Raw genomic sequence first — 22,740 nt, 5'->3', positions numbered from 1 at the left:
CATCCTCTAAAAACATTTTCTTCAAAATTTCCCCCATCTATTTTAGAAATAAAATCTAACCATTTAATAACTACTACAATGAAAGAAACATTATTAAAAAATTTAGAAAAAACAAGAGGTAATGATATTTTCCCCTCCTTAGAATTAAAAGAAGAAATTGTCAATGCTTTTTTTCCAGAAAGCACTTCTTCTCTTACCCAAAATTTATCTAATGTAACTGGTGCTTTTTATGGCTTGTTATTAAAAGATATTGGAGAAACTTATGGTTATGATAAAATGGACAACCATTCGAAAAGATTATTCTATGAATTAGGAAAATTAAAAACAATACAGACATTTGGTGTACATCCCAAATTAGAGAAAGATACGAGAGCATTTGCTGCTGTAGTAATTTATGCGCTATACAACTCTAGTCCTGAGTATAACTTTAAAATAATAAAATACACTCCTAATAACACTATTATTGAACTAACGGGAGTTGATCGGTATTTAAGAATATTGACTGAATTAGGTATAGAAAAACATATAACTATCCCAACTCTTTTACCATTTGTAGAAGGGATTAAAGAGATTGTAAATATCAATTGTGAAATAGAATATACTTTTGAAATAACCGATCAAAATTTCAACATTAAATCTGTGTATAACATCAAACAATTGTAATATCATGATACCTAAGCCCCAAAAAAACATAGCTGAATTAATAGGCGAAACGCCTCCTTATTTGTTTGAAAATGCAGATAAAATTATATTCAACCAAAGTGATACTGAAATTCCACTTTACAAATCATTTCAATCTTTTGACAAGGAAAATTTCACCGATCTTCTTAAAATCCTCTCCACATTGGGAAGTCTAAATTTAGCCAATAAATTGAATTCAAATGAGAAGAATTATTTTCTTGGTGAAAAAGTAAGGATAAGAAAAATTTCCTATAACCAGCCATCGGGATCATTAAGTGCCAAAATAACATCTCAATTAGAAAACATTCAAAAAGGAAGGGCTTTAATAGAAGTTGTAGATGAAAAGACTAAAATATTTCAAATGGAAATTGATTATTTTATCATAGATGAACCATCATTTAAGAAAATATTTGATTCTCATTATTCTGCAGGAGAGAACAATCCTCTTACAACCGTATTACCTAACTCTACTTTTGAATATGTGGGTGATGATGAATTTAATATAAATATTGACGTTTTTACCCGAAATCACTGTTCTGGACATTTTAATAATTATGAAATTGTTCCTGCTGTATTTATGGGTAAATGTATCCTGAAAAACATTTTTAAAACACATCCTGATAGTAATACGGAAATAGAAAATATGGAAATATTTTTAAACAGAGCGATGCCTGTAAACACGGCATTTAAAGTGAACATAAAAACGCAAAATTTGTCAAAGAGTTTAAAAAAATATAAATGTACTGTAAGTGATTCCAATAACGAATACGGGCATTATTTCATTACATTAAAAAATTTATTTTTAAACTAAAATAAAGAAAAGAGGTTTAGCTTTATTTAAAGCTAAACCTCTTTATGGCTAAATAAATTCATTTTTTTGACAATCTTTTATTCAACATCAATATTACTTATTATTAAAATTTATTATAAACTCGGAGCGTCTGTTTAGTTGATGCTCTTTGTCTGTACATTTTACTCCATCGCTACATTTATTAATTAATTGACTTTCTCCATATCCTTTACCAGTTACTCTACTTGGTCTGGCTCCTTTGTTTAGGAGATAATCTACTGTTGCTTTGGCTCTTCGTTCGGATAATTTAAGGTTATACTCATTATCTCCTCGACTATCCGTATGTGATCTAATATCAACTGTTATTGTTGGATAATCTTTTAGAACTTGTACAATCTTATTCAACTCTTTTTCGGAAACAGGTTTGATTCTTGTATCATCAAAATCAAAATAAATTGGTTTTAATCCTAACTTTTTTGTTAGATCAGATCCGTCTGTAATCGATTTGTTATCTTCGGTTGTAAGCTCACTCGCATTGGGATCTGTATCAAGATATTTATTGATTTCAATCATTTGATTTTCGTTTTTTTGAACAATCTTCAAATCTTCTTTTCCTTGCAAATATCCTACCTTATCATACGTTAGGTGATAATCTCCCGGAGGGACTTTTATAAGATATTCTCCTGCATTATCGGTATAATAATCATCTATCTTTTTTTGATTAGAATCAAACAATGAGATTTTAGTTTTTGGTAATAATTCGCTATATTTTTTATCATATACTTTTCCAAAAACAAGAACATCATACTTTATTTTTAAAGGTTCTAGCTCTACAAAACTATAAATTTGGTCATCGCCTGTTCTGTTAGAAGCAAAATATCCTTTGCGTGTTTGCGGATTAATTATAAGTCCAAAATCGTCTCCAGGAGAGTTAATTGGTTTCCCAACATTTACCACTTTATAGGTGGTATTATCTGCGTTTTTAACTGCTTCAAAAACATCTAAACCTCCAAGTCCCGAATGTCCATCGGAAGCAAAATAAAACTCTCCTGCTGTGGATATTGTGGGGAATGTTTCTCTACCAATGCTATTAATCGAGGGTCCCATATTTTTGACTTCTCCAAATGTACCATCCTGATTTATTGCTACTTCATACAAATCTGTCTGACCAACTGTTCCCGGTCTGTCTGATGCAAAAATCAAACTCTTTCCGTCTGGTCTTAATGCTGGATGTGCATTTGAAAAGGATTCGTTATTAAAAGGTAAATCTTCGATATTGGTCCACTTATCATTTACAAGTGTTGCTCTGTAAATCCTTAATCGGTTGGTTTTTGTATCATCGACTCCATATTTATTACCTAAAAAATTACTTCGGGTAAAATACATTTGGGTACCATCTTTGGTAAATGCTGGTGTAGATTGATGAAAAACTGAATTTACTTTTCCATTCAACTTTTTAGCATCAGCCAAGTCGCCATCGCCAGTAATTGTAGCTTCATAGAGTTTAAAGAATGGCTTTTTATTCCATCTGTCTTTCATTCTCTCTACCACATTTGTATCTCTGGCTGACGTGAAAACTACCTGATTTTCTTTGTAAAATGTAGCTCCATAGTCTGGCATTTTCGAATTGATACTAACCGGTTTTATCGTATAACGATTAGATTGCCTCTCGACTTCTTTTAGATAATCGGTTCCGGAATTAATAGCTTCTTTTCCTGACTTGCTATTAAGTTCTTTTATGATTTTTGAAGCTTCATCAAATTGCCCATCTGACTTAAGACATTGCGCATAACGAAACAGTTGCTCATCGGTAAACTTATAATTATCTTTTAATTTACCTATCTGATTATAAGCCTTTAAAGCATTTTTGTAATCTCCGTTAAAGTAATAAGAATCTCCTAATTTTGCATAGATTCCCGAAGAGCCAAATTCTTTCTCTACCAGCTTATCATATAAATCGCTTGAACTTACGTATGCATAAGCTTGTTTATCGTATTCTTTTTCTGCTTTATCAACTAATTTAGTCTGCGAATGCATACTAAATAAGCCAAATAATGCTATCCAAAGTAGAAAATGTTTTTTCATAAGTATTTTTTTAATCATTAATTAAAAGAATCTTGGATTTATCATTCGTTTATTTGACTTATTGAAAAGATCAAACCTTAAGAAAATTTCGTGTGAACCTGAGTTATAATTTCCCAGATTTGTAGTTTCATAATCATACGCATACCCAATTTGTATCCCATCGGTAATCTGGAAACCTGCCAAACCACTCACACTGGAATCTATACGATAGGCTAATCCGAGGGTTAGTTTATTACTAATTAAGAAATTAGCAGATACATCTACAGCTATTGGAGCTCCCTTTACTACTTTTACCAAAACTGCTGGCTTGAATCTTAAATTAGGGCTAAAATCAAAAACATATCCTGCAATACCATAATAATGAGCGTTTGTTGTATAAACTGTTGAAGCTACATCATCATAATAATCTGTTTTTAATAATTTAGGAACTGATACTCCTATATACCAATTGTAGGTATGCATATAGAATCCCGCTCCTACATTTGGCAGAAACTTAGATTCTTTTCCGTTTAAATAGGGATCTGGATTTTGAATAGTTAATTTATTATAATCAACTACATAATTATCAAACCCTCCAGAAATACCAAAAGAGAATCTTAAGTCGTTATTACCTATAATTGTATAGGCATAATTAACCATTACTCCTGTATTATTTGTTGGCCCTATCTCGTCACTAACCACATTTAATCCAATACCGTTGGCATGGTACCCTAATGGACTTTGTATTGAAAAGTTCATTGTTTTTGGCGCACCATCTAAACCAACCCATTGTGTTCTATATAATCCCATTGCACTTACTACTTCCCTTGATCCTGTATAACCTGGATTAAAAGCCATAGTGTTGTACATATATTGCGTATACTGCGATTCTTGTTGTGCCGAAGCATTAAAAACTCCCAATAACAATATTGCTACTATGTAAAAAATCTTTTCCATTAGTTTATTTTATTGGTTATTGATATATAAATATCCTGAACTTTCGATCCCATCTCTACCATTACTGTATTTTAATACATAGAAATAGGTTCCTGTTGGAAGTTTTGCTCCTTTGTTTACCGTTACGCGCCCATCTGAATATCCTGTGAACATATTATCGCTCTCGTTATATGATCTTGCATCATATACTTTTACTCCCCAGCGATTGTATATCTCCACTCTATTATCTGGATACTTGTTAATTCCTTCTATAAGGAAACTATCATTAATACCATCTCCATTTGGTGATATTGCGTTATTTACAACGATATCAAGATTAGGATTAATGTCTGGTTTGTTAACTATAGCAATTGTAAAAATTCCATAGCCCCTTACTTGTGAAGTAACTAGTTTTGAATAACTTCCACTAATATTCGGATTGCTTGTAATACCGCCTTCATCTACCCATTTTGCCAAAGCTGTATCCCAACGTACTATAGATAATTTTTTATTGGGATCTGTTACAAAAAAGGCAGCAGGTGTTGTAGCTGGATCTAATGAAAGACTTAAAACAATCTTTTCGCTTCCTAAGTCTTGGGTTGTATTCCAATACTCTACCTCATCAATAGTTAGAATAATATCTTCTTTACTTGTATATGGACGGGTGCTTCCTGCATTATCGAGAAAATATTGGGTTACATAAACATTATTTGCATCTGTACCTACACCATGAAATGAGGGTCTGAAAAACAAATCGTCTCCAACTGGAAACTCAAACAATGCAACTCCTCTTTTTTCTACTTGTCCATCTACAAAGCTCAAATTACTAACATCTATGTGAGTCGCTTTTTCTTTGAAAATTACTTTACCATTATAAGTAGCAGCATCGACAATTCCGCTTTTAAAATCCACCTGCTTCCCTACAGAAATTTTGGTATACAAATGAAAAGGAACTAATGAGGATAGATTATCAAAGACTATATTCTGGAAATCTGAAACTGACCTGCCTTCAATATTTTGCGCAGTTGTGCCTATAAAAAAGGTTATTCCGTTATTAGCTTCTGTATATCTGACTATTCCATCATTATTAAAATCTGAATAAACGATGAAATTTCCATCATTTAAAACATTACCCGATATACTATTATTAAAGTCTGATACTGTAGCAAACTGTGTATTAGGCATAATCGTTAGTACTCCCGAATTTGCTGTTTGTGCACCAAGCCTACTTATAAAAAACATCGATATAATAATAGCTTTTATATAAAATTTAATCATATCATTTTATTTAAAGTGTTATCCCTAATTCATGACAAATTGTGTCTTAATTAAAACATTAGAGTTATTAAAACACCTCGATTATCTTATTTATAAAAGAGGTGTTTTTTCTACTTTTATCCTTGATTAAGGAATAACATAGTCTACATTGATATTATCTTGCACATATCCGATAGCCCAAGCCATTGAATTAGCATAAAAAATACTATTGTAAACTGTTGTACCACCGTTATAAGGTTTAGAAAGCGGTAGTCCAGTTGTCGTGATTTTTGCAGGATAATCCGTTGTAGAATTATTTGTACTTGATGTACCTGTAAGCAATCCTCCATCTCCACAGAAAACATATCCTAATGTATTGTGTCTAAATGTTGTTACCCTGGCAGGAAGTCCGCTTATTGTTGCTAAACTAGTAGTATTTGCTGGTAGTGTCATAGAATAAGAGTTGTTATTATCACCACCTATAGCTAGTCCTTGTATGTTCCCAAAAGGACCATTAAAGATTGGATCGGCAATATTAGCCAATGGGTTTATATAGGTACAATTATCTCTATTAACATCTGCCGCAGTTATTGTAGAACCACAAATAGAATTAACTAAAGTTGCTATACCTGCATTACCATTTTCTTGCGCCTGAATTAATACTCCTCTTTTGTTTTTAACAAAATCTGCAAGAATATTTAAAGTTGTCGCATCTGTCGTGTTATAATTATATCCTAAAACTATGATATCAATTTTATTGTTATTGATTAAGTTTCTTAATGTAGTTCCTGTATTAGTTCCTCCATTAACAATCTTAATTCCATCTACCTGTACTGTACCTGTAGGTCCAAAGTTTGCTAATGAAGCTAATACTGCTCTAGATGCATAAGCCCCTCCTGTACCTGGCTGATAAATACCATCTCCTAATCCTAAAACGTTCATTAAACGAATAACGAATGATACGCTTTTATTACAAGGAGTAGCTCCATTGGTACTATTTGCCGTAATAGCATAAGTAAAAGGCCCTCCTGCTGTTGGTGTACCAGTTGCCGTCATTACTACACTTTGCAATCCTGGTGTAGCAAATGTTCCTGATGCTGAAAAACTAATACCATTAACCGTATTTGTTGTAATGGTGTACGCTCCAACGTAGGTTACTGTTACAGGAATTGTCATAGTATTTGTTGCATCCATAGCTACTCCTGGGGCATAAGTTCCTGCCACTACTATTCCTCCACAATTAGTTACGTAGGTAACTGGTTGTGCTGCAATAGTTACATTTAATGAACAAGTTCCTACCGTACCTGGGGTTCCCGTAACTGTAAAGGCTATTGCTCCTGAAGCTGTTGGTGTTCCTGAACCACTTAAAGTTACATTTTGAGGTCCTAAAACTGATAAATTAATTAGTCCGGATGTAAATGTAATTCCGCTAGCTGTGGTAGTACTTATTGTTGTTTGCCCTGTTGCGGTTACATTAATTGGTAAAGTGATTGTATTAGCAGCAATTAAAGGAACATTTTGCATGTAAACTCCGTTTTGTGTTGCTGTTGTACAATCCATTGTATAAGCTACAGGAGCGACTGGAACTGAAATACCAGAACAAGATCCTGTGCCTGCTGTTGTAGCATTAGAGGAAAGATTAAAGCTATTTGTTCCTGATGCAATTGGTGTACCAGTTCCTAATAGATTAATTGTTTGAACTCCTAATGTTGTATAGTTACCCGTTGCACTAAATGAATATCCATTTACTGTATTGGTACTCATACTCCAGAAACCTAGATTTGTTACATTTACTTCTACAGATAACTTATTTGCAACTGTAAGTGGGATCCCGATATTATAAGAACCTGTTGGCGCTATACTTGCACAAGTTATTGCAAAATCGACATTGGCTTTTTCTACATAAACATGAGGTACACATGAAACTGGTACTCCATTTAATGAAATCGTAAGTGCATCTCCCGGATCTCCTACTGTAAAACCATTATTTGGTGTTCCTGTACCTGGCAAATTCAAAACATAAGAACCTGCACTAGGAAAAGTTCCGCTAGTTGTAAAATAATATCCGTTACTATTTGTTGCTGATATAGTGTAGGTTCCCGGTTGAATGGCTGTAACTGGAACTGTCAAATAATTTGCCAGTGTTAAAGCTACCCCTTGTTTATAGGTACCATTCCCAAGTATTTGAAGACATTCGTCTGCCGAAATTCCAAATACTGCCGGTGGTGGTGTACCACAAATACTTAACCATACTCCTTGTATCTGACTCCAATAATCAAAACATCCGGTTGTTGTATTAAATATTAATAATCCATCGGTTAAATTAGCAACAGCAATTCCATCACGTTGTGCTGTAGTTAATCTTGAAGTTAACATTCCTTTGTTGTTACTTTCTAATTCAAACAATGCTCCGGGAAAGGCTTTGGTTGCCCCGGTACTTATTGTACCGTCCTTTAATTTTGTATTATCCGTTTGTGCAAAAACTGAGCAAAAACTGAGCAAACTAAATAATGTTGCTAGGATAATTTTTTGCGTTTTATATATATATTTCATAATCTTATTTTTTAGTCTAGAATAATATTAGTTGATACTTACGCTTTTTGTACTGAATACTAAAAAGCTGATAAGAACTTTTATCATTTTTTCTCTAGTATTAGTTTTTCTAATTTTTCCAAACGTTGATTCATCGATTCTGAAGCTAATTTCAATTCTTTAATTTCTTTGTCTTTTGCTTCAATTTCTTTGTTTTGCTCGATTATATGAAGGTATATCTCTTCTGTTTTTTCTAATAACTGAATTGATAACTCCGACATATTAAATGAATACCCTTCTTTGGTTTTTTCTAACTCTGTAATTGGAGTTATTCCTGGAAGATGTTTGTTCTTTTTGATATAATCCTCTACCTCTGATAAACGTTTGAATTTATAATCGGCTTTGATTTCAGAAAAACCTTTAAAATAATCTTCGAATACATAATCCGCATAGTAACTATTGATTGTTGTAATAGCACCATTTACTCTCAATTTTTCATTGGTTGCTGCAGATGGTGTTGTGTATCCAATTCCTACCCATCCGTTTGTATAAATATTTTCGGTATTTAATGTAGCACCAACATTAGTTGTTGAACTAAACCAAGGCTCTTTTACAGCAGCACTCAAATCTATTGGGTTTACTGTTCCGTGTTCATCAGTAAAATCTAAAGTACCTGTTGCAAGATTTACTTGTAATGTTGTTAATGTTTGCGCATCTCCAACTAAATCTGTCAATTTAAAATCAGAAGAATTTCCTTCTTCATCTTGATAAATCAATGACTGAGTTGTACCATCATAACTCAATGAAGTTAATGTTTCTACTCCTTTAACTAAAACGGATAAATCTATTCCATTAGGAGTACCTACCTCATCTGTATAAGTCAATGTGTGTAAATCCTTAACATTCCCAAATTCATCTGTAACTTGTGTCACAACATCTGTTAATGATGTTAGCGTTTCTTTAATATCTACTGGAGTTCCCGCAGCTTCATTTGTATAAGTTGCAATGGTATTTCCTGTAGTTACTATTGGAGTTATTACTGTTACTGTTTCATTGGCTTTAATAATAGCGTTATCTACAAAAGCTCCACCATCTGCTCCAACTGTTACAATATTACCAGCATCGGCACTTACTACTTGCGAAGTAACTGCTGTACCGGCTTCATTTGTATAGGTTATTGCTCCTGTTGTTAAATTTTGAGATTCTGTTGTCAATGTTTCGTTGGCTTTAATAACTGCATTGTCTACAAAAGCTCCACCATCGGCTCCAACTGTTACAATATTACCAGCATCGGCACTTACTACTTGCGAAGTAACTGCTGTACCAGCTTCATTTGTATAGGTTATTGCTCCTGTTGTTAAATTTTGAGATTCTGTAGTCAATGTTTCATTCGCTTTAATAACAGCATTATTTACAAAAGCTCCACCATCTGCTCCAACTGTTACAATATTACCAACATCGGCACTTACTACTTGCGAAGTAACTGCTGTACCGGCTTCATTTGTATAGGTTATTGCTCCTGTAGTTAAATTTTGAGATTCTGTTGTCAATGTTTCGTTGGCTTTAATAATAGCGTTATCTACAAAAGCTCCACCATCGGCTCCAACTGTTACAATATTACCAGCATCGGCACTTACAACTTGCGAAGTAACTGCTGTACCTGCTTCATTTGTATAGGTTATTGCTCCTGTAGTTAAATTTTGAGATTCTGTTGTCAATGTTTCGTTGGCTTTAATAATAGCGTTATCAACAAAAGCTCCACCATCTGCTCCAACTGTTACAATATTACCAGCATCGGCACTTACAACTTGCGAAGTAACTGCTGTACCTGCTTCATTTGTATAGGTTATTGCTCCTGTAGTTAAATTTTGAGATTCTGTGGTCAATGTTTCATTGGCTTTAATAACAGCGTTATTTACAAAAGCTCCACCATCTGTTCCAACTGTTACAATATTACCAGCATCGGCACTTACAACTTGCGAAGTAACTGCTGTACCAGCTTCATTTGTATAAGTTATTGCTCCTGTAGTTAAATTTTGAGATTCTGTGGTCAATGTTTCCTCTGCTTTAATAACTGTTGACAGCTCTGTTTTAAAAGCTGGATCATTTAAGATTGTAGAAGAATTGGCAATTACATCACCTACAACATCTATTGTTGTAGCTGTAGTATTCTCACTTGTGTAAACATATTTACCATTATTAGCAGCATCTTTTGTTAATGTGGTCAATGTTTCGTTTGCTTTTACAATGGTACTTATATCTACTAATTGTGGAACTCCGGCTGCGTCGGTATAACTAAACTGATTTGTTGTAGAATCAAAAGTTACAGCACCAGCTGTTTTAGTTGCAATTTCCTGAATAATAGTTGTTACCGCAGGGTTATTGGCAATTGTACTAAAGTTTGTTGTTACATCACCAACAACATCAATATTTACAGCTGTGCCTGCTTCGTTATTATAAGTATAAGAACCTCCTCCGTTATTAACAAGAGTTGTTAATGTCTCCTCGGCTTTAATAACATTTGTTAGCTCTGTTTTAAAAGCTGGATCGTTAAGAATCGTAGAAGAATTAGCAATTACATCGCCTACAACATCAATAGTGGTAGCTGTAGCATTCTCACTCGTATAAAGATATTTACCATTATTAGCAGCATCTTTATCTAATGTGGTTAATGTTTCCTCTGCTTTAATAACCGTTGTTAGCTCTGTTTTAAAAGCTGGGTCGTTAAGAATTGTAGAAGAATTTGTAATTACATCGCCCACAACATCTATTGTTGTAGCTGTAGTATTCTCACTTGTGTAAACGTATTTACCATCATTAGCAGCATCTTTTGTTAATGTTGTCAATGTTTCGTTTGCTTTTACGATGGTACTAATATCTACTAATTGCGGAACTCCGGCTGCATCGGTATAACTAAATTGATTTGTTGTAGAATCAAAAGTTACAGCACCTGCAGTTTTAGTTGCAATTTCCTGAATAATTGTGGTCACCGCAGGATTATTGGCAATGGTACTAAAGTTTGTTGTTACATCACCAACAACATCTATGTTTACAGGCGTTCCTGCCTCGTTATTATAGGTATAAGAACCTCCTCCATTATTTACAAGCGTGGTTAATGTTTCGTTTGCTGCAATAATATTAGTCAGCTCTGTTGTAAAAGTAGGATCGTTAAGAATCGTAGAAGCATTACTAATTACATCACCTACAACATCTATTGTTGTGGCTGTAGTATTCTCACTTGTATAAACGTATTTACCATCATTAGCAGCATCTTTTGTTAATGTGGTTAATGTTTCGTTTGCTTTTACAATTGTGCTAATATCCACCACTTGCGGATTACCTGAGGCATCGGTATAACTAAATTGATTTGTTGTAGAATCAAAAGTTACTGCGCCTTCGGTTTTTGTTGAAATTTCCTGAATAATAGTTGTTACCGCAGGATTATTGGCAATGGTACTAAAGTTTGTTGTTACATCACCAACAACATCAATATTTACAGGCGTTCCTGCTTCGTTATTATAAGTATAAGAACCTCCTCCATTATTTACAAGCGTGGTTAATGTTTCGTTTGCTGCAATAATATTGGTTAGTTCTGTTGTAAAAGTAGGATCACTAAGAATCGTAGAAGCATTTGTAATTACATCGCCTACAACATCTATTGTCGTTCCTGTAGCATTCTCACTCGTATAGAGATATTTACCATTGTTAGCAGGATCTTTATCAAGTGTGGTTAATGTTTCGTTCGCTTTTACAATAGTACTTATATCTACTACTTGCGGATTACCTGCGGCATCGGTATAACTAAACTGATTTGTTGTAGAATCAAAAGTTACTGCACCTACTGTTTTTGTCGCAATATTTTCTATAATCGTAGTTACTGCAGGATTATTTGCAATCGTACTAAAGTTTGTTGTTACATCACCAACAACATCAATATTTACAGGCGTTCCTGCTTCGTTATTATAGGTATAAGAACCTCCTCCGTTATTAACAAGCGTGGTAATTGTTTCCTCGTCTTTAATAACATTGGTTATTTCGGTTTTAAAAGCAGGGTTGTTTAAAATTGTTGAAGAATTTGTAATTACATCACCTACAACATCTATTGTAGTTCCTGTAGCATTTTCACTCGTATAAAGGTATTTACCATCATTAGCAGCATCTTTTGTTAATGTGGTTAATGTTTCATCTGTCTTGATAACATTTGCGAGTTCGGTCGTAAAAATTGGATTGTTTACAATACTTGAAGCATTATTAATTACATCACCTACAACATCTATTGTAGTGGTTGTAGCGTCTTCACTCTTATAAACATATTTACCATCATTAGCAGCATCTTTTGTAAGTGTGGTTAATGTTTCACTTGATTTTACTACTTGAGTAAAGTCAACTGTTTGTGTTACTCCAGACGCATCAACATAAGTAAATTGCTGAGTTGTTGGGTTATAAATAACAGTTCCTGTACTTGGCGCAACTTCATTAGAAATAACTATTCTATTCCATTTATTATCATACCAATAGTAGTATCCGGCTTTAATGTCTGCAACATTCGCTGTATTAAATACTAATAAACTGTTTTGATTACCATTTGTAATTGTGGTAGCATCCGTAGAACTTGTTAAATTAATTCTTGGGATTAAAATACCTTTGTCACTAGCAACAACTTCTAACTGTGAAGAAGCATTTGGCAATGGTGTTCCGATACCTACCTGTGAGTAAGCCGAATAACTACCTAAGACAAAAAGCAAGGGGAGTAATTTATTCTTCATAAGATTCATTATTGGGGGTTAATAATCTATTTTGAATTTAAACTAGAAATAGAGAGACTATCTCTAAAAATATAAGAACTTGAAATTTTAGATAAAGTAATAGGTGGTATTCTTCAAAAAAATATAATATTCAGAATATGTAGGTTCTCTAAATTCTAAATACAGATTGTCTACAGATATCCCATAGGGAATCCATTTTGGCGTTTAATTAATCTAAGTATTAATTTTGGGTGATGACTAAAGACAATATAAATTACAACACTTTACTTGTCTGAGTATCAATTTTGAGTGATGATTAAAGACAATGTAAATTACAACACTTTACTTGTCTAAATATTAATCAACAATATATATTTTAGGCTTTTATGTTTTTTCAATATATTTTATAAAATCATTATAAATTGGTGAAGTGATGTTTAAACCATTTATACTACTTTAATACTATTGATAAACAAAAGCTTTTTTAATGTTAAAGAACCTTAAAGTGGTATTTTAGTTTTCTTTAACGAAATCTTATTAAAGTTTCTTTTTAACAACAACTCACGCTAAAATGTAAGTTATTGAAAATAAGAATATTAAAAGTAATAAAAAAATTATACAAAATAAAATAATGCTTGAATTTTTTTTCACCTTAATGTTTTCTTAATATTATAATTGACTCTATATCTATAAAAAATTCTCAAAAAAAAAGCTAAAGCCCCGAATACCCAGTGTATTCGGGGCTTTTAATTTTTTAATTTTTGAGTTGAAAACAATTAAAAAAAAACAATTACAACACATTTACAATCAGATAATTGTGTTTTTGTAGTATTTTTTAAGCTAATTAAATCGGATAAACGGCTAAAAACATCGCCAAAGCGTCTTATTAAATACATTTTACAAATAAAAATCTTATAAAAAACAAAACGCTATTCACTAATAATCAAAAAAAAATGCTGCTACAATTAATCTTTTTCTGTTACCTCAAGAAATTCTCCTTTTTTATCAAATACTAAATCAAGGAATTTTCTATCTTTTACAACTCCTACTTCATAAGTTATAATATTATTGCCATCGATAAGTCTTGCTGCTTCTCTAATGGTTTGGTCTGGGTAGTTTTTTTGTATGTAGCTTAAAGCTGCTTTAGGAAGTTCTGTTCTGGCAATTGCCAGTTCATATGCTTTTAACATCCCATTATTATCATAAACTGCTAATCCTACAGATGTACCTGTATTAAATTTAGCCAGATAACGAATGTGATCTGAATCTTCGCCTTCATAATCCTTTGTCCAGGTAGGAACTTTGCCTGTAAACTCTTTTTGAAAAGCAATTGTTACTGCCACAGGAGGAACAACTTCTTTATCTGATTTAACTTCTGTTTGACCAATCATACTTGCTCCATATAAAATGGTTAACGCTAGAAATAGTTTTTTCATAATCACTAATATTTAAAAATTAATAATGGGGGTTAATTTGAATTTAAAATTACTACTGCTAAATGAAAAACAGATTAACTTTTAATTATTTAACACGTATATTTATCATAATTAAGAATTCTATCATATTCAAAAAATATTGTAATACATTTATACTAAGATAATTAATTAAAACAATATTGAAAACACCATCTAAAATTGATTATTGCATAAATTTTTTCAAAGAAAGAAGTGTGCCGTTATTATCCCGAAACGGGAAAGTGATTACGCAATTTATTATAACTCTTTTCTTTCTTGGCGTTGCGATTTGGTTTCTCAAACAGGAACAAACAGAATTGCTTCAGGTAAGGAATAGTTTTACAACTGCAAAACCGCAATGGATTATTGTTGGGATTTGTACAACTATGCTTTACATCTTACTTCAGGGAGTAATGTATATAAATGCATTTTCGGCAATTGGGGTTAGAATTAAATTAAAACAAGCTCTTGCTTTATTCTTAAAACGAAATTTTGTTAGTGTATTTATTCCTGCTGGCGGAGTTACTTCGCTATACTTTTTTACAGAATCTCTAACTAAAAAGGGGATTGAAAAAGTACAAATTCATTTAGCGTCTGCCATATATGGTTTTATAGGTATCTTATCTGTTATAATTATCGGAATCCCATTATTTATTTACGCTTTATTAAAAGGGTCAATAGCATCGGGTGAATGGATTGGAATGCTGGTAATTATTCTCTTAATTCTTGGATTGTTCTTATTATTTAATTCGATATTAAACAAAGGAACTGCCAACAAATTGCTCCTTAAATGGTTTCCTAAAACTGAAATTTTCTTAACCGATTTACAAAACCATACTATAAATCGAAGCAAATTTTTTTATACAATTCTAATTTCTATTTTTATCGACTTAGTGGGAATTACTCATTTATATATTGCAATGATGGCTTTACAATTTGAACCTTCATTAATTGCAGCATCAATGGGATATACAATCTCTGTTATTTTTCTTATCATATCTCCTTTTCTTCGTGGTCTTGGCCCTGTAGAAGTCTCAATGAGTTTTATATTAATACGTTATGGATTTACCAATCCCGAAGCAATTTCGATTACGTTACTATATCGGGTGTTCGAATTTTGGATTCCGTTATTTGCAGGAATACTTACTTTTTTATCCAAAATAAATAGACTCTTAATGCGAATCGTTCCGGCATTGTTATTATTTTGTCTCGGAATAATTAATATAATTTCGGTTTTAACACCTGCAATTAGTGGCCGATTAATGCGTTTAAAAAACTTCTTACCTCTAGAAGCAATTCATTTATCTAATTATCTGGTTTTTACCTCGGGATTGTTCCTATTAGTCACCTCATCATTTATGCTAAAGGGTTTAAAAATGGCTTGGTGGTTTGGCTTAGGATTATCTGTAATTTCGATTATAGGAAATCTTACCAAAGCAATAGATTTTGAAGAATCTATTATTGCCTTAATAGTATGTATAAGTTTAATTGCAACTCGCAAAGAATACTATATTAAAACCAATCCCAGGCTTCGTCTTTTGGGTTTACAAACCGCAATTTTAAGCGTAATAGCTGTATTAATTTACGGGGTAATTGGCTTTTATTTTTTAGATAAAAAACATTTTAATATTGATTTTAGTATTGGTCAGTCAATTCGATATACTTTGCAAAATTATTTTCTGCTTGGCAGTTATGATTTAAATCCTCTGGATAATTTTTCGAGACACTTTCTAGCATCAATTAAAATTAGCGGATTTGTTTCTTTTACCTTTTTAATTTATACGTTGATAAAACCTTATATTTTTAAAGATCCTGTAACTACTGCTGAAAAAGAAATTGCGAATGGACTTTTAGAAAAATACGGAAATTCGCCTTTGGATTATTTCAAAACTTACTTTGATAAACTGCTTTATATTTCACAAAACAATGAGGCTTTCCTAGCTTATCGCGTTTCGGGTAATTTTGCAGTAGTACTCGAAAATCCTGTTGCTAAAAACAATGATGAAAGTAAACAATGCATCATCGAGTTTGATAATTTTTGCTATGAAGCAGGTTTAAAAAGTATCTATTATCGTATTCCCGAAGAAAATCTGGAGTTGTATAAATCTCTTGGTAAAAAATATTTTTTTATAGGGCAAGAAGGTGTTGTAGACTTATCGACTTTTAGCCTCGAAGGCGGAAGTAGAAAATCGTTGCGCAATGGATTAAAAAAGATTAGCGATTTAGGATTAAAAGCAACCATAAATTTACCTCCTATAAAAGATGGTTTATTACAAAAAATACAATCGGTTAGTGACGAATGGCTGGAGGAAACGGGACGGAATGAAATCCTTTTTTCTCAAGGTATTTTTTTATGGGACGAATTAAAAAAACAAACTATAATTACAGTCGAAAATAGCGAAGAAAAAATTATTGCTTTCCTTAATATCATTCCTGATTATACCAAAGGCGAAGGAACGTATGATCTAATCAGGAAAACTACCGATGCTCCAAACGGAATTATTGATTTTATTATGATTGTACTTTTTGACTACTTAAAATCTCAAAATCTTACTGCTGTAAATATCGGTCTTGCGCCAATGAGCGGTATCGAAAACCCAAATACGATTCAGGAAAAGTCGATGAAATATGTGTATGAAAAAGTAAAGTCATTTTCTCATTACAAAGGCCTAAGGGATTATAAAGAGAAATTTTCGCCTTCATGGCATAATCAATATATTGTCTTTTCTGATGATTATGATTTAATACAAATCCCGCAAATACTATCCAAAGTAATTAAACCGTAACTTTTTTTAGCTTTTCACTAAGATTCCCTAAACAAGAGCACTGATGATACGGATTTACTAAAGCAAAGATTCGGATAAATAAAGATTTTTTATATCATTATCTTTTTTAAACAATAGACTGTTCAGGTTTGGTTATGCTACCTGTATGATTCAGAATACATAAGAATAAATCAACTTTATTAAGTCACAGTAAAATATGGGCAAAACCGTCCTTTATAAAAAATAGATTTAACCACATAGAATCAAACATTTCTTTCAATTCACATATTTTTTGTTTAAATTCGTTTCTTATCAACAACAAACAACACACTATAAATTAAACACTTACATATAACCCTTATGAAAAATATTTTAAAGCAAGCCTCAGTAATAATGTTATTTCTTACCGTTATAAGCTGTCAGAAAAAATCAGTATCAGATGAGTTAAACGGAAGTTGGGAACTCCGCCATATCGAGGGTATTCAAGTAGCTCGAGTCGATCCTAACTTTAAACCAGGAAACGGTACATTACTTAAATTTGAAGGGCAAAAATATGAGCGCTATTATGAAGGTAAAAAAGAAGAAGACGGCATCTTTGCCATTACCCCAGAAGACACAGTAATAAACAATAGTAAAGCCAATTACAGTTTTATATTTAATAACAATAAAGAAAAAATATATGTATTATTGGAAGGGAATAAACTAGTAATTTTTAATGGAATTATAGCTGCCGATGGAACAGAATCGACTTATGAAAAACTGTAATTTAAACTATGAGACGATAGCCTTATAGAAACAAGACTAAATCCTCATTATCTGTATTCTTTTTTAAACAAAAAGCAAAACGCCTGCAAAGAAAATCCTTGCAGGCGTATTTTATATAATTCATAGTTTTAAACTATCTTTTTGTTGTTTTTGTCACAGATTAAAAGATTTAAAACTTTGCGTTCTTTGCGTAAACCATTGTGCCCTTTGCGGTTATTTTTTAACACGCCCTTCATCAAAGATTATGGAGTTTCTCAAGAAGATTTTCAACTCTTCTCAGAATAACAATATTGCGCAAAACTTTGAACCTTTGTCCCTCTGAACCTTTAAAAAAACCTTTGAACCTCAACAAAAACCTATCCACATTTAGATGATCCACAATCATTACAAGTAAGGCAACCTTCTTGATATATAAGATTCTCAGAGTTACAATTACTACATTTTTGACCATGAGCTTCTGTACCATCTACGATATAACGTTTAAGGGCACGCGCAACACCATTTTTCCAGGTATTTATAGATTCACCGTCAAGCTGAAGACTGCTAACTAACTCAACAGCTTTATCTATAGGCATACCATGTCGTAAAGTACTCGATATTAGTTTAGCATAATTCCAGTATTCAGGATTAAATTTATGCGAAAGTCCTTCGATGGTTGTTTTATAACCTCTGGTGTTTTTATATTGAAAGTCATAACGAGTAGTTCCGTCTTCTTTTTTATTTTTGATAATAAGTCCTTCCGAAACCCAACGCGGAATTAAAATTCCATCTTCATCATCTACCAGACCTGTGAAAATTTCATAAGGTCTGCCATCAATTAATCCGATAAAAGCAATCCACTTATCTTTACTATTCTGAAAACGAACCACATCAGCTTCTAATACCTGAGGGCGTTTTGTCGAAAAAATACTTGGTACAGTCGGAGCAGCTTCTTCTTTCTTTTCAGTATTAGCAATAAGTACTCCCGAACGTGAACCATCACGATATACAGTAACACCTTTGCATCCTGCCTCCCAAGCTTCCATATACAATTTATCTACCATTTCTTCGGGTGTTTCGTTAGGCACATTTATGGTAACAGATATAGAATGGTCTACCCATTTCTGAATCTTTCCTTGCATACGAACTTTACTTAACCAGTCGATATCATTACTTGTCGCTTTATAATAAGGAGATTTTTTTACTAATTCATCTATTTCTTCCTGACTGTAATTTTTAGTAATATCATATCCATTAATAAGCATCCATTCTTTAAACCTATGATGAAACACAACATATTCTTCCCAGCTATCTCCTACCTCATCAACAAAATCTACACGAGCATCTTTATCATTTGGATTTACCTTTCTTCTGCGTTTGTAAACAGGCAAGAAAACAGGCTCAATTCCCGATGATGTTTGTGTCATTAAACTTGTTGTTCCTGTAGGTGCTATAGTAAGCAAAGCAATATTACGACGACCGTGTTCTTTCATTTCATAATACAACTCTTCATCGGCTTCTTTTAATCGAAGTAAGAACGGATTGTTCTTTTCTCTTTCAGAATCATAGATAGTAAACATACCACGTTCTTTGGCTAGGTTTACAGATCCACGATAAGCCTCGATAGCAAGTGTTTTATGTATCTTTTCAGAGAATACAACTCCTTCATCGCTTCCGTAACGTAATCCAAGTGCAGCAAGCATATCACCTTCAGCAGTAATTCCAATTCCGGTACGACGACCTTCTTTGGCTTTATTTCGGATATTAAGCCATAAATTTCTCTCTACTAATTTTACCTCATCACTTTCTGGATCAGCATCTATTTTTCCTAATATAGCATCAATCTTTTCTAATTCAAGATCAATAATATCATCCATTATTCTTTGAGCTGCAGCTACATGTTTTTTGAAAAGTTCAAAATCAAAAGAAGCCTCTTTAGTAAAAGGATTATTTACATAAGATAATAAATTGATAGCCAACAAACGGCAAGAATCATAAGCGCAAAGCGGAATTTCTCCGCATGGGTTTGTAGAAAGTGTTTTGTACCCTAAATCGGCATAACAATCAGGCAAAGATTCCTTAATGATAGTGTCCCAAAACAAAATTCCTGGTTCTGCAGATTTCCATGCATTATGAATAATTTTATTCCAAAGTTCTTTGGCTTTAATCTCTTTAGAATACAAAGGATTATCGCTAAATATTGGATATTTCTGAACATATATTCCATCTGCCTTAACAGCTTTCATAAACTCATCATCAATACGTACAGAGACATTTGCCCCAGTAACTTTTCCCTGTTCCATTTTGGCATCAATAAAATCGGCTGCATCAGGATGATTAATAGATACCGAAAGCATCAATGCACCACGACGACCATCTTGTGCAACTTCGCGAGTCGAATTAGAATAACGCTCCATAAATGGCACTAATCCTGTAGATGTCAATGCCGAATTTCTTACTGGCGAACCTTTTGGACGAATATGAGATAAATCGTGACCAACTCCTCCTCTTCGTTTCATAAGCTGAACTTGCTCCTGATCCGTTTTCATGATTCCCCCATATGAGTCTGAATTATCATTACCAATTACAAAACAATTTGATAATGATGCAACCTGAAATGGGTTTCCAATTCCTGTCATCGGGCTACCTTGAGGAACTAAATATTTAAAATCTTTTATCAAATCAAAAACTTCAACTTCTGATAACGGATTAACATACTTTTTTTCAATACGAGCAATTTCTCTTGCAATACGTTGATGCATATCATTAGGAGATAACTCAAAAATATTGCCTTCAGAATCTTTAAGTGCATACTTACTTACCCAAACAGTTGCAGCAAGACTATCTCCTTTAAAATATTCTAAAGATGCTTGTACAACCTCTTCTTGAGTGTACATAATCGCATTGTTTTTTGTAGCTAATAATTTGTCCATGATATTGATAATTTTTAGTATTAAATTCTGATGTAAATTTAAAAATAATTAAACTACTAAAAAAATCAAAATAAAAAAGTTTACAAATAAAACAATTTAAAAAACTAAAAATCAATAGATTAAAAATTTACTAACATAGAAAAGTTAACAAATTTTTATTTTTAATGTAATACCGAATTAATTTTTAATCACAATTAAACTTCTTTAATAAAACAATTTTCATGCTGTTAAAAACCATCAATAATTCATAAAAATTTTGACTTTTTTTACAGAATACTTTCCTTATTAAGAGTTTTAACAAATAATAATTTTTGATGTTTAAAACGTAACGTTGTGCTCCTCCCATAATACATTTCAGCGTGAAGTTAATTTTGGTTCACGCAGATTTTGCAGATTTTTTTGTTTTGGTTTTAGGATTCGGCTTGTGGAATATATTACGGGAGACGCACTGCGGTGCGCCTCTACAAAAAACCTTAGTACCTCAGCACCTTTGCCACTTTGCTCCTTTGAATAAAAAAGAGTAAATACCCTCAATGTTTTAAACACCCTGCTATACATCCCTACAAAAGACCCTATAACCCCAGTATGTTTGTATCTTTGCACTTCTAAAAACAAGAGTAAATACCCTCAATATTCTAGACACACTGCTATGCGTCCCTACAAAAACCTTAGTACCTCAGCACCTTTGTCCCTCTGCCACTTTGAACCTTTGAACCTCTGAACCTTTGAACTAAACCCTCAACATTTAAGACGCACTGCTATGTACTTCCCATAATGCATTTCAGCGTGAAGTTAATTTTGGTTCACGCAGATTTTGCAGATTTTGCAGATTTTTTTTTGTTTTGGTTTTAGAGAATATATTACGGGAGACGCACTGCGGTGCGCCTCTACAAAAACCTTAGAACCTCAGCACCTTTGCTCCTTTGCTCCTTTGAACCTCTAAAGAAAAAAACATAATATAAAGAAAAAATAAATACATATTACATTGACTTTAAGCAATATACATATATAACTTAAAATATTTTAACCGAACTTTACTGTAATAAACAACTACATTACAATTAATAAAAATACCCGCTGGGTGTAAATTAATTTAAAAACTGAGCAACAGAGATTGGTATAAGCAAACAAAACTATTTCTTTCGGCTAATAAGCTATATCTGTTTTAAATAAAGAAAGCGTCTTTTTTTTGAAAGTTAAAAATCATTTCCCCTTTACCTGTTAGATAAAACTTTCATGACGGTAGCAAAGCAAACAGACGGAGTAATTACAGCCTACGAGTTAATAAAATATATTTTATTATGGCAAAAAAAATAAATCAAATAGCATCCCTAATCGTAATATTATTTACTATCCATTCCTGTGCTAACGATACAAGCATTAGCAACGAGCCAGAACCTATCCCCATAGTTGTTGTAGAATACAATTACACCCCTATAGAGCTAGAAACAATGGACTTAATAAACAAATACAGAGTTAGCAAAGGCCTAAATACGCTAGGCACAATAAACTATCTTTCACTTAAAGCCGAAGAACATACTAATTATATGATGGTCAATAATGCTGTAAGTCATGATAACTTCGCAGTTCGATTAAAAGACATCATCAGAACTTTAGGTGTTATTAAAGTCAGTGAGAACATTGCCTATAATTATAATACTCCGCAAGAAGCCTTAGATGCTTGGCTAAATAGCCCCGAACATAAAAAAAACATTATGGCCGATTATACTAACTTTGGTATTTCGGTGAGACAACATCCAATTAATGGAAGAAAATATTACACAAACATCTTTGTAAAATATTAATCTATTAGCTTATACTCTCTGCATTAACTCTTCT

The 22,740-nt window shown here is 32.6% G+C and carries 12 protein-coding genes; 5 read left to right on the top strand and 7 right to left on the bottom strand.

Annotated features, from left to right (window positions below; translation table 11 throughout):
• Positions 1-78 precede the first annotated feature (78 nt).
• Entirely contained in the window at positions 79-663 is a 585-nt protein-coding gene (locus ACJ6WR_RS19820; RefSeq protein WP_039114009.1) for a hypothetical protein, read from the top strand.
• A gap of 4 nt (positions 664-667) precedes the next feature.
• Positions 668-1,492, top strand: a complete 825-nt coding sequence (locus ACJ6WR_RS19815; RefSeq protein WP_323490898.1) for a hypothetical protein — start codon at positions 668-670, stop codon at positions 1,490-1,492.
• A 93-nt stretch (positions 1,493-1,585) separates the two neighbouring features.
• On the opposite strand, the gene ACJ6WR_RS19810 is transcribed toward ACJ6WR_RS19815, so the two are convergent.
• The 6 genes from ACJ6WR_RS19810 to ACJ6WR_RS19785 form a co-directional block, all read right to left on the bottom strand.
• Complete coding sequence (locus ACJ6WR_RS19810) at positions 1,586-3,556, bottom strand: OmpA family protein (protein WP_165763231.1); 1,971 nt, start codon at positions 3,554-3,556, stop codon at positions 1,586-1,588.
• A 21-nt stretch (positions 3,557-3,577) separates the two neighbouring features.
• Positions 3,578-4,492 (bottom strand): type IX secretion system membrane protein PorP/SprF, encoded by a 915-nt coding sequence (locus ACJ6WR_RS19805; RefSeq protein ID WP_039116768.1) that lies wholly within the window; start codon positions 4,490-4,492, stop codon positions 3,578-3,580.
• A 9-nt stretch (positions 4,493-4,501) separates the two neighbouring features.
• Positions 4,502-5,749, bottom strand: coding sequence for a gliding motility-associated C-terminal domain-containing protein (locus ACJ6WR_RS19800; protein ID WP_409416231.1), 1,248 nt, complete (start codon positions 5,747-5,749; stop codon positions 4,502-4,504).
• 126 nt (positions 5,750-5,875) lie between these two features.
• A complete protein-coding gene (locus tag ACJ6WR_RS19795; protein WP_409416230.1) occupies positions 5,876-8,281 on the bottom strand; it encodes a beta strand repeat-containing protein in 2,406 nt (801 codons plus the stop codon).
• Positions 8,282-8,364: 83 nt separating this feature from the next.
• A complete protein-coding gene (locus tag ACJ6WR_RS19790) occupies positions 8,365-13,026 on the bottom strand; it encodes a hypothetical protein (protein ID WP_409416229.1) in 4,662 nt (1,553 codons plus the stop codon).
• Positions 13,027-13,970: 944 nt separating this feature from the next.
• Positions 13,971-14,441 (bottom strand): hypothetical protein, encoded by a 471-nt coding sequence (locus ACJ6WR_RS19785; protein ID WP_409416228.1) that lies wholly within the window; start codon positions 14,439-14,441, stop codon positions 13,971-13,973.
• A 233-nt stretch (positions 14,442-14,674) separates the two neighbouring features.
• Between ACJ6WR_RS19785 and ACJ6WR_RS19780 the strand changes: the two genes are divergently transcribed.
• Both ACJ6WR_RS19780 and ACJ6WR_RS19775 read left to right on the top strand, forming a co-directional pair.
• Positions 14,675-17,245: a phosphatidylglycerol lysyltransferase domain-containing protein gene (locus tag ACJ6WR_RS19780; protein WP_409416227.1), complete on the top strand. Its 2,571-nt coding sequence runs from the start codon at positions 14,675-14,677 to the stop codon at positions 17,243-17,245.
• 339 nt (positions 17,246-17,584) lie between these two features.
• A complete protein-coding gene (locus ACJ6WR_RS19775) occupies positions 17,585-17,989 on the top strand; it encodes a hypothetical protein (RefSeq protein WP_131474517.1) in 405 nt (134 codons plus the stop codon).
• A gap of 356 nt (positions 17,990-18,345) precedes the next feature.
• Here the strand turns inward: ACJ6WR_RS19775 and ACJ6WR_RS19770 are convergent, their stop codons facing one another.
• Complete coding sequence (locus tag ACJ6WR_RS19770) at positions 18,346-20,901, bottom strand: adenosylcobalamin-dependent ribonucleoside-diphosphate reductase (RefSeq protein ID WP_409416226.1); 2,556 nt, start codon at positions 20,899-20,901, stop codon at positions 18,346-18,348.
• 1,301 nt (positions 20,902-22,202) lie between these two features.
• On the opposite strand from ACJ6WR_RS19770, the gene ACJ6WR_RS19765 reads away from it, so the two are divergent.
• On the top strand, positions 22,203-22,706 hold the full coding sequence (locus ACJ6WR_RS19765; protein ID WP_409416225.1) for a CAP domain-containing protein: 504 nt from the start codon (positions 22,203-22,205) through the stop codon (positions 22,704-22,706).
• The last annotated feature ends 34 nt before the right edge of the window (positions 22,707-22,740 follow it).

Source organism: Flavobacterium sp. PS2 (assembly GCF_046250155.1).
In the GTDB taxonomy this organism is placed as follows: Bacteria; Bacteroidota; Bacteroidia; order Flavobacteriales; family Flavobacteriaceae; genus Flavobacterium.
Note: the sequence above shows the minus strand (reverse complement) of the source record. Positions and strands in the feature narration are given on the sequence as shown.